The 17,089-nt window shown below is 38.3% G+C and carries 11 protein-coding genes; all 11 read right to left on the bottom strand.

The genetic code is table 11. The annotated features are described in order from the left end of the window. Window positions 1-74: 74 nt before the first annotated feature. A complete protein-coding gene (locus tag GJB62_RS02255) occupies window positions 75-1,448 on the bottom strand; it encodes an MFS transporter (RefSeq protein ID WP_114084448.1) in 1,374 nt (457 codons plus the stop codon). A gap of 256 nt (window positions 1,449-1,704) precedes the next feature. After that, complete coding sequence (locus GJB62_RS02245; RefSeq protein ID WP_181852911.1) at window positions 1,705-6,276, bottom strand: non-ribosomal peptide synthetase; 4,572 nt, start codon at window positions 6,274-6,276, stop codon at window positions 1,705-1,707. A gap of 275 nt (window positions 6,277-6,551) precedes the next feature. Beyond that, entirely contained in the window at window positions 6,552-7,526 is a 975-nt protein-coding gene (locus tag GJB62_RS02240) for a hypothetical protein (protein WP_114084446.1), read from the bottom strand. 60 nt (window positions 7,527-7,586) lie between these two features. Then, the gene (locus GJB62_RS02235; RefSeq protein WP_114084445.1) at window positions 7,587-9,107 is read right to left on the bottom strand and encodes an MBOAT family O-acyltransferase; all 1,521 of its coding nucleotides are present in this window, start codon (window positions 9,105-9,107) and stop codon (window positions 7,587-7,589) included. A gap of 41 nt (window positions 9,108-9,148) precedes the next feature. Further along, window positions 9,149-10,285, bottom strand: coding sequence for a hypothetical protein (locus GJB62_RS02230; protein ID WP_114084444.1), 1,137 nt, complete (start codon window positions 10,283-10,285; stop codon window positions 9,149-9,151). A 9-nt stretch (window positions 10,286-10,294) separates the two neighbouring features. After that, complete coding sequence (locus tag GJB62_RS02225; RefSeq protein WP_114084443.1) at window positions 10,295-10,789, bottom strand: GtrA family protein; 495 nt, start codon at window positions 10,787-10,789, stop codon at window positions 10,295-10,297. A gap of 54 nt (window positions 10,790-10,843) precedes the next feature. Beyond that, the gene (locus GJB62_RS02220) at window positions 10,844-12,487 is read right to left on the bottom strand and encodes a glycosyltransferase family 39 protein (RefSeq protein ID WP_114084442.1); all 1,644 of its coding nucleotides are present in this window, start codon (window positions 12,485-12,487) and stop codon (window positions 10,844-10,846) included. A 23-nt stretch (window positions 12,488-12,510) separates the two neighbouring features. Further along, window positions 12,511-13,440 carry a 2-oxoglutarate and iron-dependent oxygenase domain-containing protein gene (locus GJB62_RS02215; protein ID WP_114084441.1) on the bottom strand — a complete coding sequence of 310 codons (930 nt, stop codon included), beginning with the start codon at window positions 13,438-13,440 and terminating at the stop codon, window positions 12,511-12,513. Window positions 13,441-13,460: 20 nt separating this feature from the next. Continuing rightward, window positions 13,461-15,260: an ABC transporter substrate-binding protein gene (locus GJB62_RS02210; protein ID WP_114084440.1), complete on the bottom strand. Its 1,800-nt coding sequence runs from the start codon at window positions 15,258-15,260 to the stop codon at window positions 13,461-13,463. A 19-nt stretch (window positions 15,261-15,279) separates the two neighbouring features. Beyond that, complete coding sequence (locus tag GJB62_RS02205; protein ID WP_114084462.1) at window positions 15,280-16,449, bottom strand: aldo/keto reductase; 1,170 nt, start codon at window positions 16,447-16,449, stop codon at window positions 15,280-15,282. A 29-nt stretch (window positions 16,450-16,478) separates the two neighbouring features. Continuing rightward, window positions 16,479-17,057 (bottom strand): adenylyl-sulfate kinase, encoded by a 579-nt coding sequence (cysC, locus tag GJB62_RS02200; protein ID WP_114084439.1) that lies wholly within the window; start codon window positions 17,055-17,057, stop codon window positions 16,479-16,481. Between the last annotated feature and the right edge of the window lie 32 nt (window positions 17,058-17,089).

Genomic DNA, 17,089 nt, shown 5'->3' with positions numbered 1-17,089 from the left:
GAAAATTCCGAAAATAAAATAATAATTGCAAATTAGTAGAGTTTTTAATCAACCACCACTATGCAACGCCAAATTTAGGATATCAAAGAAACTGCGTCATTCTTACTAGAAGCTGTATCAGCAGCCATTGCAACTGCATTACTAACATTAGGCAGTTCATCTTCCACAAACCGTAAGCGAGGGTACAAGTAGGCAATAGAGGTTTCTAAAATGGTCAAGACTCCCATAATCATCAGTAGAAGTCCCATCCCACGACCTGACCCAACACCGATGATTTGTCCGATGCTTCCTGCTAAAAAACCGTTAGTAGCCATTAAGGGTTCAAAAACTTTCTCGGCTAAAGGCCCAATCGTGATGTAGCCTAAAGGGAAAGCGGCTGCTTCAATCGCTCCTTTGATCGCAAAAACTCTACCTTGTACATTAGGTTCTACTTTATTTTGCATGACAGCTTGCGTGGAACTGGAAACGATCGGTTGTGTTAGGAAAAATAAGAAGATACCAACAGTGAAAATGACAAGAGAGGGTTGCAAACCGGCGACGAAAATAAATACGCCACTCAAAAGCATACACCCGTATATGGCATATATGTTGCGTTCTAGCCCTCCCCAGATGCTGACAAGCAAGCCACCTGCTACGATCGCAATGCCAAATAGCGAAAGAATAGTTCCCAAAAAGCTGACTGAAACGAAATTTAAGACTAGCGGGATAGTGATGACATTAATACCTCCCACAATATAAAAGCTGGAAGCTGAGAATAATACTAGTCCCAGCAGTCCTGGTCGAGCGATCAAATATGTCAATCCGTAAGTTGCTTCACTTAGGAATGAACTTTTTGCAGTTGCAACAGCACTTGTGTTGACTTCCGGGAACCGAACCAGCATCAGGGAAACAACAGCAATAAATACAGCGCTTACGTGAAACAAAATAATTCCTTGCAAATGGACAATGCTTAGTAGAACACCTCCGAGAGTTGGTGCAACGATCAGCGAAATGCCAAACATCAGACTCATTAGCCCATTGGCACGATTAAGGTGCTGTTTCGGCACTAGTAAGACTGTTGATGCTGTATAAGCAGGTGTGTGAAAAGCCATGAAAACAGCAGTGAAGGTATTGGCTAGGTAAATGTGCCAGACTTCTAACCGACCGATGACAAATAAAACGCCGATCGCAATTGTTCCCAAACACGCCAAGACATCAGCGATAATCATTGTCTTTCGGCGATCCCACTTATCTACCAGAGGCCCAGCGATCGGGGAAATTAAGATTAGCGGGAGAGTATTGAACAGAGAGACTAAAGCAAACTGGGTAACTGAACCGGTGCGATTATAAACCCAGATATCTAAGGCAAAGGCAGTGGTACTCGAACCAATTAAGGCGATCAACTGTCCTACCCAAACAATGATAAACAGCCGCATTTCCCGTAAAACAGTTAGCCTTGTTTTTTCCATAATCTGTACATCTGACATATAAGTTAAGTACCTAAACAGAATTAATTACACCTATTCTTGTTCTGTTGCCCCTGCTCCCTGCTCTTAGAGGATGTTTGAAAAGTTCTATTGCCGGTATCAAAAGTTTTAGATCCCCCTAAATCCCCCTTTTTAAGGGGGACTTTGATTCCGGTTCCCCCCTTTTTAAGGGCTAGGGGGGATCTAAAAGTGCCTAAAGTCACAGCGAAACACTTTTCAAACAACCTCTTATATGTACCTACATTGCACGGCATTGAGAATTATGGCGCTGAAATAGTAAGGAAAGGTCAGTCAGACGACATTCTGGATTAGTAATTAGCAACTCAAGCAACACTAGAAACTGAGTTACCGCACGACTAATAGTAGAAGCATCAAACAAATCGATTTTGTAGCACCATTTCCCTTCAATACTTCCTAATGTTGTTTGTTGAAGATAAATATCCCAATCAAACTCTGCTGTTTTACTTTCAATTGACCAGGGATGAACAGTCAAATTTGTCAGTTTTAAATCTGATGGTGGCAAGAAGTTAAACATCACTTGATATAGCAAAGAATGGCTTGGTTCTCGTTTTGGCTGTAGTGCTTCTACTAACTTCACGAAGGGAATTTGTTGTCGATCGGAGGCTGCTAAAAAAGATCCACGCACCTGATACAGCAACTCGCTCAAACTTGGATCACCTCCCAAATGTGTACGTATTGGTAATGTGTTGATGAAGCATCCAATAAGCCCTTTAGTTTCCACTTGCTGGCGATTGGCAAAGGGAGTGCCCACAATAATATCTGACTGTCCGGTGTAATAAAATAGCACTATTTTAAAGGCTGTTAGTAGAGTCACGAATAGAGTTACATTGTGCTGTTGGCTCAGATGTTTAAGAGCATTTGTTAGGCTCTTAGGGATGATGAAAGTTTGACTTGCACCCTCAAAAGTTCGTACTGGTAAGCGCGGACGGTCAGTAGGTAACTGTAGTAAAAGTGTGCTATTGCTTAGTTGCTGCTTCCAATAGTTAAGGTCAGACACGAAAGCAGGACGAGCAACCCACTGCTTTTGCCAATGGGCAAAGTCAGCATATTGGATGGGTAAATCAGGAAGCGGTGAAGGTTGACCATGACAAAATGCTGCGTATAATTTTGTTAGCTCCTGTAAAAACACACCCACAGACCAACCATCACAAACCAGATGATGGATAGTTATTATTAGTAAATGCTCGGCATCAGAGAGCCGCAGTAGCTTGATGCGTAACAAAGGTTCTTGTTCTAGATCGAAAGGCTGGTTTTTTTCCTCAGTGATAAATTTTTGAGCCAGAGCCTTTCGCTCAGTTTTAGATTCAGAAAGTTTTCGCAAATCTACCACCGAAAATGGCAATATGGGCTGTTGAGCAATTTTCTGAACTACTTGCCGATCTGCGATCGCAAAAGTAGTTCGCAAAGCTTCGTGACGACGGACAATTTCCACGAGGCTTTGTGCTAAAGCAGTGACGTTGAGTAAACCCGTCAAGCGATAAGCCAGTGGAATATTATAGACGGGAATACCCGGATGCAATTGAGCTAATATCCAAAACTCAAGCTGAGTCAAAGAAATTGGCAACTCTTTTGTGTTTCGAGGTACTGGTTTGAGAAATGGGGTCAAGTCATTTTTACAAGAGGGCAGAGGGGCACAGGGGGATGAGAAAGAATGATTATTTCTCCCCTGCTCCCCTGCTCCCCTGCTCCCCTGCTCCCCTGCCTCTTTTTGGCGGTATTCTGAAATTTGCCGATTTAGCTCAATTACTGTCGGGTAATCAAACAGACAACTTATGGGTAACTCCACTTTGAAGATTTCTCGCAACCGAGCAATGACTTGCATTGCTGACAAAGAATGACCTCCTAATGCAAAGAAGTTGTCATGGATACCAACTTTTTCTAGTCCTAAAACATCGCTCCAGATTCCTGCCAGAACCTCTTCAGTAACAGTACGGGGTGGAATCAAGTCTGTAGAGATGTTCCGTGTTTCCCGACTCAAAGGTGCTGGTAAAGCGCGGCGCTCTATTTTACCACTGGGGGTTAGAGGTAGAGCATCCAGCAACTTTACAAAAGCAGAAGGTAGCATATATTCGGGTAACTTTTGTTTGAGGTAACAAAGCAGTTCGCTGGTGTCTAAGTGTTGTTTGGGGACAATGTAGGCGACTAGACGCTTGTTTCCTGGTTCATCTTCTCTGGCGATAACTACTGCTTCTTTTACCTGGGGGTGTGCGGCGAGTACGGTTTCAATTTCTCCCAGTTCAATGCGAAAACCCCGCACCTTCACTTGATTGTCAATTCGACCGAGAAATTCGATGTTGCCATCAGATAAATATCGAGCGCGATCGCCTGTCTTATACAAACGATTCCCATTTTTTGCAATGAATTTCTCAGCTGTCAATTCCGGGGAATTAATGTAACTTCTAGCGATCGCAACACCGCCGATATACAGTTCTCCAGGAACTCCAATTGGTAATGGTTGCAGATGGCGGTCAAGGATGTAGATTTGCGTATTTGCGATCGCCCGACCAATAGGCGGAAGTGGCGACCAACTGCTTGCCACATCTTTTAAAGTAAAACTTGTTACTACATGGCTCTCCGTTGGGCCATACTGATTTTGTAGCGTACAACCAGAAAGCTCCTTAAAAAAGTTGACTAAAACAGGGGTAATATGTAACTGTTCTCCTGCCGTCATAATCTGACGCAAAGATGCAGGATATAATTGAGTAATAGAGGCAGCATGGGCTAATTGCTGAAGGGCGACAAAGGGCAAAAACAGTCTTTCCACCTTTTCTTGGGCAATTAACTGTAATAATGCGAACCCATCTTTTTGTAGTTTTTCGGTGATTAAAACTAAGGTTCCGCCGTTACACCAGGTAGAGAAGATTTCTTGAAAAGAGACATCGAAACTGATGGAAGCAAATTGCAAAGTTTTAGCACAACTTAAAGAAATTTCGTCCATTTGCCAATATAAAAGATTCACCAGAGAACGGTGACTCATGGCTACACCTTTGGGTTTGCCGGTTGAGCCAGAAGTATACATGACATAAGCCAAGTTCCCTGGTATCACTCCATTAACAGGATTTTCCTGACTGTTTTGGCAGAAATCCGATGTATCTAAGCAAACTACTGTTAATGGTTGCTCAGATAAAGTAATTGATGAATCTGTCAGCAACATCGACGCTTGAGAATCACTCAACATATAAGTTAAGCGTTCTTGGGGCGATCGCGGATCTAAAGGTACATAAGCACCACCAGCTTTGAGGATTGCCAAAAGTCTTACTACCATCAATAAAGAACGCTCAACGCAAATCCCTACCCGCACTTCTGGTTTTACCCCAAGTTTTTGGAGATGGTGCGCTAACTGATTCGCCTGACAATTTAACTGTTGGTAAGTCAGTTGTTGAGATTGGAATGAGACTGCTACTGCATCCGGTGTCCGTTCCACCTGTTCTTCAAACAACTGAGCGATACATTTTTGAGGATAATCCTTTTGAGTATCATTCCATACTAAGATTTGGCGTTGCTCAGTGGTAGTTAGCATGGATATCTCTGCTACTGTCTGCTCGACGTTAGCGCTCATACCCTCTAACAAAGTCACAAGATGCCCCATCATCCGGTTAATCGTTTCAGCATCAAAGCAGCTACCATCATAAAGAATGCGTAGGGATAACTCTTGTCCTGGTACAGCGATGACTGTGAGCGGATAATTGGTTTGTTCAATGACTCGCCGTTTGGTAATCTGGATGGTGCTACCTAGATTTGATAAAGACGGATCGTGTGGGTAGTTCTCAAACACCACAATGCTTTCAAACAAAGGTAATTCTGGGGGAATTTCACTAAGAGCTTGAATTTCTACTAATGGAAACCAAGAATATTGCGATCGCTCTACCTGTTGAGCCTGCAATTCCCTCAGCCATTGCCATAAAGGAGTTGCTGTTGGTACTTTCACCCTGACTGGTAAAGTATTAATGAATAGTCCCACCATAGATTCCACCCCCGATAGAGTGGGAGGACGACCCGATACAGTTGCTCCAAATACTACCTCAGACTCATCAGTGTAGCGACTGAGTAAAAGTGCCCAAGCTGCTTGGACGAAAGTTGAAAGTGTCAGATGATACTGCTGTGCCTGGGATTGTAAAGCAGCAGTTATAGTTGCCGATAAACAGCAGTGCTGCTCGTGATAGGTTTTTGGTTGTTGTAAATTGTGCGCCTCACCCCGATTTAGTAGCAAACGGGTAGGGCTAGTAAAACCATGAAGTTGTTGCCGCCAAAAAGCTTCTGCTGCTCTTAAATCTTGTTGCTGTAACCAATTGATGTAATCTCGGTAAGGACGGGGAGTATTTAAATATAAATATTTGCCTTTAAGTAAGGCATTGTAGAATGCAAAAACTTCTTTGCAGAGAATTGGCCAACTCCAACCATCAATCAGCAGGTGATGAAAGCTCCAGACAAATTCGTAAATATCATCAGCGATTTGAATTAAGCTAAATCGCATAAGTGGAGCTTTGTCAAGAACGAAGCCTTGAACTCGATCTGCTTGTAAGAAAGCTTTTAAACGCTCTTCTTGTTCTGCTAAAGATAAGGAACGCCAATCATAGTTCTGCCAAGGCAACTCCACTTGTTTACATACTACCTGGAGAGGCTTTTCTTGTTTTTCCCAAACCACAAGGGTACGCAGAACTGGGTGACGCTTCATTACTCGCACACAGGCCTGCTGAAGCACTGTAATATCTAGATTTCCAGAGAGCATTAGACAGAACTGCTCAAGATATACTCCTGATTCTGGCTCATACAGAGTATGAAAAAGCATACCCTGCTGCATAGGAGAAAGAGGGTAAATAGATTCAATATTTTTATTTTTAATTATTTGCAGCTTGTTCATATAGGACTAATATTTGATTTTTTAAAAGCTAGGTACACCTGTTTATCCATTTTTTTGTTCCTCGGATAAGATTTTCTTCCCTATGCTACAGTCATCAAATCAGATTTATATAACTCAATACCGTTCAGTTAAGCTTTTTTCTCCCCCCTGTTTCCACTGCCTTAATAGATAAATTTCCTTAACTTAATCATATTGTTATATAACTAGGAATAATCGCCAAATAATATTCCATCTTTTTGACCTAAATACTTGTTAGCAACCTGACTATTTAATTCTTTGAATTGTCTCATAAAATCTTGCTTTTCTTCCGATGATAGAAGCACATTATCAACTAAAAAGTTGGGTAGTTTTGATACAAATTTATTTATTGTTTTGTTATTGGATAAAAAATCCAAAAAATCTTGATATTTTGACCAATAGTTATCATCTAGTTTTAGAAATCTTGCTAAAGTTGTTTCATTAAACTTATTTATAAGCAAAAGCATTTTGATAGTTTTGCCTGAAGGAGACACATTTATTTTTGCAGCATAATCAATTTGATAATCACTTTTATTGTCGAATTGGTTAATTACTCCTAAGAAATCATCAAAAATATGAGTTTTCATGTTTGACTTTTCAAAACGCCGAACAATAATATTTTCATATCCAAATATATCTGCCCAATTGTCTAGTATTTGATAATAATTAAATATGTACTGGTATTCATTAAACAACTCTTTAATTCCTACGCTACAAGCTCCTAGTTTAACCATGTAACAGTAAGAAGATTCTAAAAACTCATCTTGCTTTCTTAGATAGATAACTATCTTGATTTTATATTCTTTTAAGAAGTTTTTTATTTTTGCAAGTGTTTCCGGTTGATAAAAGATTTCAAAAGAAGTAAAAGCTTCTGCGGAAATTATCACATTTTTAGGATTGATAGAGTCTATTTCTCTTTTCAGTTCTTCCCAAACTGTAAATTGTGAAAGTGCATTATCCTTATTTTCAAAACCCATTAAATAATGTGCTAAAGTATTATGACAGTAACGGTTCACTATTTCCTTTGCGTTGTATTTGATGCCAGAGCCAGGATATAAATAACCATTTTCTAAAAGTTTATTCCTGTTATTAAATAATGCTTTTTGTAGGCAAGTTGTTCCAGTCTTGGGCATTCCAATATGTAAGTAAATTGTTGTCATATCTCTCTAATTGATGGCGGTAATTTAAAAGGTATTCTTTTTGCAACAAGCGATCGCACGCTAAAACTGAAAGTAGACAAAAGGTTGAGGATTGATTGCTGTCAGCCGAAATATTGCTGAAACTAAAACCCCAAAGCAAACAGCAAAACTCCAACTAGGAATTTTACGCCACCAATCGGCAAACCAACCTTTATAAGCTGCCCAGTGGAGCATAATTAAAGGTGCAAAAATCCATGCAACTTGGAGATTTAGGTTTTGAGAGCCAAGAGAATTCAAGAATAAAAAGGATTTTTCTATTTGTATGGCACTGCTGAGATCGTTACTCCGAAAGAAGACGGCAGATGCACAAAACCAATACATTGTTAAGGGAATACCTAGCATCTTTCTCAGTGTTAGCAATCCCTTATAGGGAGCGATCCGAGATAACCATTGCTTGTGAACAACTAAAGCGAATCCATTTAATCCACCCCAAACTACAAAATGCCAAGCAGCTCCATGCCAGAGTCCTGACAGAAGCATCAAAATGAGAAGATTTTTATACCCAAATAGTTCTGTTCGTTCAGCTTTTGGTCGCTTTCTCATTAGAGGAATATAAACATAATCTCGCAACCAACTGTAGAGGGTAATGTGCCAACGTTGCCACAAATCAGTGATATTGCCGGAAAGGTAGGGAAAATTAAAGTTCAGAGGTAGTTTGTATCCAAGTAACCCTGCTGAAGCGATCGCCATATCTGAATAACCAGAAAAATCGCAGTATATCTGGATGACGAAAGAAATAACAGCGATCCAACAACTTAAGAAAGTATAATTTTCTGGATTTGTGAAATACTGTTCTACTAAAGGAGAAAGATTATCCGAAATGCAAGCTTTCTTAAAATACCCTACGAAAAAAAGTATTAAACATCCCCGAACATCAACATCGTTAAAGTTTTTTGGGGTTAGCAGTTGGGGTAAAAAGGTAGACGCACGGACAATAGGGCCTGCAACAAGTTGCGGGAAAAAAGTCACAAATAGAGAAAAATCCCAAAAATTTCTCACAGGTTTGAGTTTACCTAGATAGATATCCAGGGAATAACTCAGAGTTTGAAAGGTGTAAAAACTAATGCCTGCTGGCAAAATAATATTAAGGGTTTTAATACTTAGGGGTAAACCCAAAAAAGCTAATAAGTTGGCAGCAGAATCAGTAAAGAAATTATAGTATTTAAAAAACCCTAATATTCCTAAATTCGCTACTAAACTAAGTATCAACCATGCTTGGCGCTGCTGCTGATTCTGTGGCTGATTCAGCAAGGCATCCCAATGCCAAAAGCTTGTAGTTTCTGCTTTTTGTACTACCTCAATTTTGGTAATTTCTTGCTCTTGCAAATCACTAACCTGTGGTCTAGATAGCATTAAACCGACAAAGTAATCAATTACTGTTGATAGCAATAGCAAAAAAAGAAAGCGCCAATCCCAAGCACTATAGAAGATATAACTACAAACTAGCAGCCACACTTTACGATGATTGTGTTTCTCCAAAGCCCAATAAATGCAGAAAACAATCAAGAAGAAAAATACAAATCGAAATTCTGTGAATACCATATTTATATTTAATTAGTGATTAGGTAATAATGACTGGGTATTCAAAGTTTACCACTGATAAGTTTTTCTCCAGAATTATTCAAATACTGGGAAAATTGTGATGCCAGTAAAAGTGTGAATTCTTCAGCGCCTTGATAATTTAGATGTGCGCTATCAATTCTGCGATCTAGTTCATATAAATTAGTAAAATCATTGGGATTATTAAAAGTAAATAAAGTATCGATATCTCCTGATTTGTATGCTCTGTAAATAGCGGATGGGTTGGAATCGGCTTCTAGAATTGGAGGAATAAAAAATATAGCTTCCATTTTCTTGTTGTTAATTTGCTGTTGTTCAATCCGGGCAGCAATATTTTTCATCATTTTCGCTCCATATATTGTGGATGGCTCGTTAAACGCATTTTCTGAATTTAAATTTGCTAATTTTGTTTGTTCATTTTTGAGATTCTTTTGATAAGTATCCAAACCATTTGCTCTAAATATAGTCTTCCACTTCTCAGCTTTTTCTTGCCAATCTATTGCGTAATATCCCGATTCTTGTATGAGCCTATCCTCAGATACTTTTGCTAATGGATCTAAATTTGATAGATCCAAATTTAATATTGCTTCCTGCCAGAAAGTAGAAAGCTGACCAATTCCTAGCCATCGGTAAATAAAGCTTTGAAAGTTAGCGTATATATATGGAACTTTGACTTTCCAACTATCGATTGATGATTCCAAAATTAATTGGAAATTTTCTAACGTTTTACGAGGAGTATGCCAATATATCTCTTGAGCGGAAGTAGAGCCAATGTTTGTAAATAAGTCAACTGAACAGTCTAGAAATATCCACTTTAAGTTTGCTGGTTCTAACTCCAGAATTTTTTGTAAGTAAAAATCCACTTCTGATACGTTTGCACCTGCTATACCAAAGTTGAAAGATTTTATACTCTTCCTCTCTGTCGTCAGGTATTCATCAAACAATTTCGGGATCACGCCAAAATAAGTAGTACTTGGCCCCAGAAAAATAGCATCATAATCATCTTTGTGTTCAGTCAAGTATTGCCATTTAACACTGATTTCTCCAAGATTTTGGATAGTCTTGTAATAGGGTAAAATTACATTCAAGAATCCTGAAGAAAAAATTATAGTAATTATAAAAATTAAACTATAACCAAACATAACTAGTGGTTTTAACATGATTTTTTCTTAAATATCTACAACTACATCTACTTCTGTTTTTGTTAATTGCCAGTTCATCTTCAGGTTGAGCCAGAAATTCCAAAGTGTTACACAAGCGATCGCTACCAATTTAGCGATGTATTCATTCACTTGGAATTGATAAAATAGCCAATTTACAATTAGACTATTGAAAATAAGCCCAACTAAACAAATGAGATTAAACTTGACAAAACGTTGTAACTTTTGACTGATTTTTTGTTGGAAAGAAACATCGCCAAACGTCCATAAATCATTCCACAGAAAATTATTGATAATTGCTATTTCTGTAGAAAGCATTGCACTCATAGTTAACGCTAAACATAATGAGCTATGTAAAAAATAGAATGCCCCCAAGTCTACAAATACTCCACTCAAACCAACTACAGCAAAGCGAATAAACCGACTAAAAAGCGCCGAATGAAGATAAAAGTAGACTTTATCTATCAGAAAAATAATATTAAAATATTCAAGATATTGCTTCATTCAGTTTCTACTCTTTTAATGTTTTTTATTTGAGACTGCTACAATAAGTAATCTTCACGTTTTCTGATTTTTGTCGAGTTGCCAAAATCCTTCAAGTGGGTAGACTAATTTAAGTGAGTTAGTTTTATCCTGCTGAAGTTGATGGGCTAAACTATTTTCAAGGTCGTCAACAAAGAAGATAGATTTATAGTCTTGAGGTATTATTGGTAACTGGTCATTTTGTATGGTAAGTAAGCGAACTTTTGGCTCTAAATTATGACTTAAGGTGAGAATAACTCCCAAGTTATAATCATTTTTGCTACTTACCAATAAAATATTATTATTAGATTGATTAATAAGTTGACTCATTGCTAGCAAATTCTTAGCACCTATTTGTGGCCACCAAGTTTCAGACTGAAAAAATCTGATATCAGAAACTAGCCCAGAGATGAGTAACCCTACCACAATGACTTTCCAAAAGTTTTTCTGCCAGTTCTTAGCCAATAAAAGATGGAAAGATAAAATATACACTACAGCAATTTGGATGCTGATGTATAACGGTAACTGATAGCGAAAATGAATAGAGCGAATTCCCCCAAAAATTAGATCGTAGAAAAGCAATGTTAACCCTGGAAATCCCCCTAATAAACTAATAAATAAACTAGCGTTCGTTGAGAGATATTTTATAAAAAAAATGATTATATAAATAATTAAAAATAAGCTAGCTATTATCGTAGGAATACTATAAGTTAAAGGGCTTTCCGCAGGTAAATTATTGACCCAAGCATCATCAGAAGCCAAATTAAAATCAAAAAATATTCTGCTAATCCGACTGAGCCAAATCCCAATCAGGTCGAAAGGACTATCTGTTTTAAATTTTATCCATGACAAGAGATTTGTTGCTGTGTGAATCTGGGTAATGATTACCATTAGCCAGGGTAAAAACATCAAGGAAGCTACTATGGAACTCAGTAAATAATTACGCAGAGTTTTGTTGAAGCGAAACTGTTGCCTAATAACTATATAAATGCCATGAGCGATCGCAACCATTGCCGTTAATAAATGGGTGTAGAATCCCAAGGCTAGGGTGAGAGCATACACAGCCCAACTCAAGGAACTTTCCTGGCGAATAGCTCGCAATAAAGCAGCACTTGATACTAGAATTGTCACCATCCATAAACCGTATTCTCGTGCATCTTGGGCAAAGAAAATCTGTAAGGGAGAAATCCCCATTACAGCCATTCCCACCCACCCTACTAGTGGTGATTCAAATAACTCTAAACACAACCAATACACACTAGGAAATATCAACAGACTGATTACTGCTGATAAACTCCTAACTGCCGCAGGGAAATCTCCAAAGACTTGCGCCCACAATCTCACCATTACATAATACAAAGGTGGATGTTGGGGGTCTGAAGTTATTAAGTAGCGAACTGTATCAGCCACAGTCCGATCTGGGTTAATGTGTTGATATTTGTCTAAAGTAATAACAGGAATTACGCCTCCATCATTGCTCCAATTGCTAAAAACCTCTTGTTTAACCTCCGCTAGCGTATGACCAGATATTGCCAGTGATGTCGCAAATTCGTCATACCAATATACTTTTTGCCCCAAATGGGTGAAGCGAAAGAAAATACCTAACCCCATCAGGCTAATTACCAAAATTTTTAACCATGTTGGAGGTTTTGACTTTGCTAGCAATTGTAATTTGTCCATTTATTATCTCTAATCCGTGGCTATCATTTGGGTTGCTTGAAATATTCATGGGCAAGAATTGGTGGATACTTAGGCACTTCATCTATATCTAAGCAAGTCTGAATGGAGTTAATTGAAGTATCGTAATTGGGGCCTGTAAAAAAGGCACATGAGTATCTTTGTTTAGCACTGTGAGATTGAGTTGGAACTACAACTCGATGTCGTGTGGCACAAAACTTATCGTTCGTCCATCGCTGCATTAAATCTGCAACCAATACAATAATTGCATCAGGAATGAAGGGCGCTAAAACCCATTCTCCAGAATTTGTATATACTTCTAATCCTTCTGAATCTTGAAATAAAAATGTGAGAGTACCTATGTCGGTATGTTCTGCCAGATAAACTTTTCCAAGTTCTGGAGGCTGATATATAGATGGGTAATGATGCCAAACTATACCGTGATTTTGCTCTGAATATAAATTTGTAAAGTAGTCTTCTGGCAATTTTAGGGAAATAGCCAAAGCTTGGAATACTTTTAGAGCGCTTTCGTGACAAGCCGTGAAAAACTCCATCATCATTTCACGAAAATTAGTCTGATGAGGCCATTTATTCGGTTCAAAAAAAGGATCTTCGATAATACCAACTTCATCTAGAGAAATTTCTTTACCAAAATGAAAGCCTTCAGTCATTAGTTCATTGGCGTTGTGATTATCTTCACTCTTTTTAAAATTATGATATCCGCGAAGATTACGATCTGGAAAGAAAGATACTTGTTCTTTTTCATTCTCCGGTAGTGCAAAAAAGCACTCGGCTTGTGAAAAGACTTGAGTAATTAGAGTCTTAGAAATACCATAATTTTTGAGGTAGAAACATCCGACCTCATGAATAGCAAGAGAAATTTGTGTAGCGACAGCTTCTTTTGCAACTGTGTCACCATTAATAAAAGGATTGAAGTCAATGATAGGAATTTGCATACAAACGATATCCTCTTTAGCTAATCTTCAGTCAGTTTCAGGTCGTAGGAGTTCCAAAATGTTCCTATGAGGGCAGAGTGTTGAATACCCTGGATACGATTTCGTACTGCCACCATTGATAAAGGGTTAACTAGATAAATAAATGGCAGATACTCCTGAGTAATTTGTTGGGTTTCTGCATAGATAGCTTTACGCTTTGCTTCATCCACCTCTGAGGCTGCCTGAATGTATAAATCACCTATTTTCTGTTCCCAATCTGCTACCTGTCGCCCCGCTATCGGCGTTTGCCCTGCTTGGGATTTTTGATTAAAAAAGTGCCAACCAGTTTCAGGCAACCAAACATTAGCCCAATCATTCGGTTCTTGACCGACAGCAACTTCAAGCACTTGACACTCCCAATCGAAAGTTTGAGTTAGTTTGTTGATAAAAATACTAGTAGCTACAGGATTGAAATCAACAGTTATGCCAAGATCACTCAAATTTTGTTTGATGAGTACTCCCATTGCCTGCAATATATTATTGTTAGCATTCGTCATGAGGCTAAAGCGCACAAGATTTCCTTGCTCGTCTAATAACTGACCTTGATTATTGTATTTAAAACCTGCTTTTAGCAGTAATCCTTTCGCTTTTTGAAGATTGTATTCATAGACCTTTAAACCTGCTTGGACGGGTAAATAATACTTGCTCTGTACAGCAATCGGTGAATTTTGCAGTTGACCCAATCCCTTATAGATATTGTTAAGTATTTGTTGGCGATTAATTACATAGGCAATTGCTTGTCTAAATTCCACTGTATTAAACCAACGAGACTTGATGGGATCGACCAGTGGTTGACCATTCCTACTACCTTTGTTGAGATTAAAAGTAATAGCAGTTGACCCTATAAAAAGACCGCCATTATAGATAGTAAACTTTCCTTTGCCTTCTTCATGTTTTAATAATGAAAAATAATTGGTATTAACGCTGACGTAATCCAATCCTCCAGAACGGAATTGGATTAAAGAAGTATCTTGACTAGGAATAATTTCCCCAATCACACGCTCGATATAAGGTTGCGAATTGCCTTGAGCATCTTTACGCCAGTAATAAGGATTTTTTCGGAAAATTATTCGCTGGCTGGGAGTATAAGATTCTATTGTATAAGGGCCGTTAACAATAATATTTTTTGGTGGAGTATCAATCCCCCAAGTAGACATAAATTTAGGTCTGCCTTCCTGGTCTTTTATTTTGACGCTTTCTCGGAAAATATGGGCTGGTAAAATTTCCAGTTTTGTAGCCCGGATAAATGGCGCAAATGGTTCAGGTAATCTAAATTCAACTCGCAAATCATCAAGTTTCCGAACAGTAGGAAAGGTACGATTTTTGCCAATTATGAAGAAGTCTTTAGCATAAGTAGGAATGGCTGGATTAGTATAAATTTCATTGTAGGTAAAAACCACATCTTCAGCAGTTAGTGGCTTTCCATCTGACCATTTTAGGCCTTTTCTGAGGGTGTAAATTACTTGTTTTTTATCTGGAGAAGTTTGCCAAGATTCAGCAAGACTAGGTTCAATTTCTCCTCGTCCATTTTCTTTAACTAGCCCCTCATAAGTATAGTTTAAAGTATAAGCTGATTCTACGATTAAAGCTGGATTAAAAGTTGTGGGTTCAATTGGGAAGGAGACAATAACTTGAGATATTGCTGTTGCTTGATTTTTTAAGTTAATTTGATTAGAAATAATTATTGCGATCGCAGTTATTAAAGCCAGCAAAATTACTAGCCAACGATGACGAATTAAAGTATATTTTTTATTGTTTTTTAATAACTTATAATATGACATCGTGAAACCACTCCGCAATTTATTCTTGACTAGGTTTAGCTAACAACCTATGGGCATCTTCTAATAAAGCTGGTATTTTGTCAGCATAGGGACTATGACGCAGACAATCGCCCAGATCGAATTGTCTAACTCGTTCTGCTGTCACGCCAGGAAACCAAGGATCGGCATTATTTAAGTGGTTGTAGCGCCTTGTGGCATATTCCCACATATCAAAAGCGATCGCTAAATTTCGCAACCACAAAATAACTGGAATATTAATCTCACCAGGGGTTTGGGGATATCTGGGTAAACCTATATGCCAGTTACAGTACCAGTCTTTGCCTAATGTGGCGATCGCTGCTTTTTCTAAACGGTTTAAAATTGGTGGTAAAATTTCATCTGCTTTGTCTAAAAGTTCTATAACCTTCAAGTGTTCGTCAAAATCTGATGGTCTAGATGCGCCCAAGCTGAGAGTATGTACTTGAGGATGGCTCAAACAAAAAAGATCGTTAAACATCATCGGACTCAGTGGATAGCACAAGTCCAATAACTTTTGTGGAGGCTTATAAAGCATACCACCTTTATCTGATGGGCTAATGATAAACACCCCCATGTCATGACGTGTGGCGGCTTCAATAGCAGGCCAATTAAATTGATTAATGTAGTACCAGTGGAGATTGACATAATCAAATTGATTGGTTTCAATGGTTTTGATAATTAAGTCCGTTGGGGCGTGGGTAGAAAAGCCAATAAACTTTACCTTACCTTCAGCTTGCAATTGTCGCGCTACATCAAGACAACCATTAGGACGAATACTATCTTCAAATTGTTGGTCATAATTAATGCCATGCAATGTTAATAAGTCAATGTAATCTAACTTTAATAAAGCCAAAGATTTCTCAAACAAACGGCGGAAGTCTTCAGAGTCAGATGTAGGAGCAACCTTAGTTTGCACAATAATTTTTTCTCTAGGAAACTTAGGTAAAATCGCTCCTAATTGCATCTCAGAAGTTCCATACATTCGGGCAGTTTCGATGTGATTGATGCCAACTTCTAAAGAATGGCGAATAGTGGCTTCTAGATTCTGTTGATTTTCATCAGGAATTTTTTCTTGAGTCAGTTCCTCATATTCAGTATATATGTAGCGCATTCCACCACAGGAAAAAACTGGCATTAGCAATTCTGTACGCCCAAATCTACGATATTTCATCATAAATGTATTTTGATTAGAGCGATTCATTATATCCGCGAGTAATTGTTGTGCAATTGTGGCAATAATAGAGGATTGATGTACCCTAACTCTTCTAGCTTATTTAAAATTTTATTTGCACTTTCGGCAATACTTTCTTGATCAGTTTTGCATTCAACATCAGGTTTAAGAGGTATTTCGTATAAATCATCAATTCCAGTGAAATTTGTGATTTCACCAAATCTGGCTTTTTTGTACAAACCTTTAACATCTCGCTGTTCGCAAACTTCTAGTGGTGCATTGACGTATACTTCAATAAAATCTCCAATCTGTGCTTTCACTTCTTCTCGAATTACTCGATATGGTGAGATAACCGAAACCAGTACAATGATATTATTTCTAGTTAGCAGGTGAGCTACAAAACCAATTCTCCGAATATTTTCGGTTCGATCCTCCTTGCTGAAAGTTAGCCCCTTACTTAAATTTTGGCGTACTACATCGCCATCAAGTACTTCAATTTTATATTCCTGCGATCGCAATTTTGTATCTAAATATCGGCAGATAGTGGTTTTGCCAGCACCACTCAAACCAGTTAACCATATTGTTACGCCACGCTGTTTTTCTACCACGACTTCACCTCTATAATTTTATTAAACTACTA

The organism is Nostoc sp. ATCC 53789 (assembly GCF_009873495.1).
Classification (GTDB): domain Bacteria; phylum Cyanobacteriota; class Cyanobacteriia; order Cyanobacteriales; family Nostocaceae; genus Nostoc; species Nostoc muscorum_A.
This window is presented reverse-complemented; position numbering and strand designations above follow the sequence as displayed.

Coding starts and splice junctions, on each gene's coding strand:
- GJB62_RS02235 (WP_114084445.1), bottom strand. CDS start 9,107: ATGGTATTCACAGAATTTCGATTTGTATTTTTCTTCTTGATTGTTTTC.
- GJB62_RS02240 (WP_114084446.1), bottom strand. CDS start 7,526: ATGACAACAATTTACTTACATATTGGAATGCCCAAGACTGGAACAACT.
- GJB62_RS02255 (WP_114084448.1), bottom strand. CDS start 1,448: ATGGAAAAAACAAGGCTAACTGTTTTACGGGAAATGCGGCTGTTTATC.
- GJB62_RS02225 (WP_114084443.1), bottom strand. CDS start 10,789: ATGAAGCAATATCTTGAATATTTTAATATTATTTTTCTGATAGATAAA.
- GJB62_RS02245 (WP_181852911.1), bottom strand. CDS start 6,276: ATGCTTTTTCATACTCTGTATGAGCCAGAATCAGGAGTATATCTTGAG.
- GJB62_RS02230 (WP_114084444.1), bottom strand. CDS start 10,285: ATGTTAAAACCACTAGTTATGTTTGGTTATAGTTTAATTTTTATAATT.
- GJB62_RS02210 (WP_114084440.1), bottom strand. CDS start 15,260: ATGTCATATTATAAGTTATTAAAAAACAATAAAAAATATACTTTAATT.
- GJB62_RS02215 (WP_114084441.1), bottom strand. CDS start 13,440: ATGCAAATTCCTATCATTGACTTCAATCCTTTTATTAATGGTGACACA.
- GJB62_RS02205 (WP_114084462.1), bottom strand. CDS start 16,449: ATGAAATATCGTAGATTTGGGCGTACAGAATTGCTAATGCCAGTTTTT.
- GJB62_RS02220 (WP_114084442.1), bottom strand. CDS start 12,487: ATGGACAAATTACAATTGCTAGCAAAGTCAAAACCTCCAACATGGTTA.